At 41.7% G+C, this 968-nt stretch carries 1 protein-coding gene; it reads left to right on the top strand.

Translation table 11 applies throughout. The features are described from left to right. Positions 1-968, top strand: a 968-nt coding sequence (locus ACYQ11_RS22050; protein WP_459925994.1) for a PAS domain-containing protein, incomplete at both ends; no start/stop codon positions are given.

Below are 968 nucleotides of genomic sequence, written 5' to 3'. Positions count from 1 at the left end.
ATGGTAGGGACCGGCAAAATACAAGAAGAATTGCGCATCAATGAAAGACGGTTGTCGCTGGCTGTCTCAGCAACAGGATTGGGTATCTATGAACATAGCATTAACCTGGGAGAGGATCCCTACCACAGTGAACAATGGGCCACTATATTGGGATACGAACTTGATGAAATTCCGGAACCTCGAAGCCGTTTAGCATGGATATTTGACCGGGTTCACCCTGAAGATGTCTCTTTGCTAAGGACATCATATACTGATTTTACTGAGGGGAGAATCCCAAAATTCGATGTGGATGTCAGGGTAAAACATAAATCGGGGAACTGGATATACATTCGCAGCGCATCAGAAGCAACAGAGCGGGATAGAGACGGTAAAGTTCTTCGATTCATCGGAGCAATCCAAGATATCACGGCCCGAAAAGAGATTGAAATAGATCTCATAAGGGTCAAAAAACATCTTGAATTTGCGCAAGAATATGCACAGTTCGGCAGCTGGGAGCTAGATCTGAAATCCGGAATAGGATATTGGTCAGATGAAGTTTTTAGATTACACCATCTCCAAGTAAAAGATGGTATTCCGGATTTTCATACTGAGTATATGGATTGTGTTCATCCCGATGACCGGGAAGAATTCATGAAATCACATACCAGGAATATTGAAGAAAAAGCTGAAACAAGAATGGTTTTCCGCACAAATCCTGAGTCCGGGTCGGTTAGATATCTTCAATCAAATGTAAATGTAATTCTTGATGAAGATGATGAAATTGAATTGCTTTTCGGTACATGCCAAGACATTACCGAACGTATATTGCAGGAAAAAGAGTATAAAGAATTAATCGATGGCATGACCGAAACCGTATGGGTTATTGATCTTGACGGAAATCTGATTGATGTTAACAAAAGTGCTGTCGACCTACTGGGATATTCAAAAAAGGAGCTTCTCACCATCGGTGTTCACGGCATCGATGTGTC

This window comes from Desulfatiferula olefinivorans (assembly GCF_054657895.1).
The sequence above is the reverse complement of the archived record's forward strand: the minus strand, read 5'-3'. Positions and strand labels throughout refer to the sequence as shown.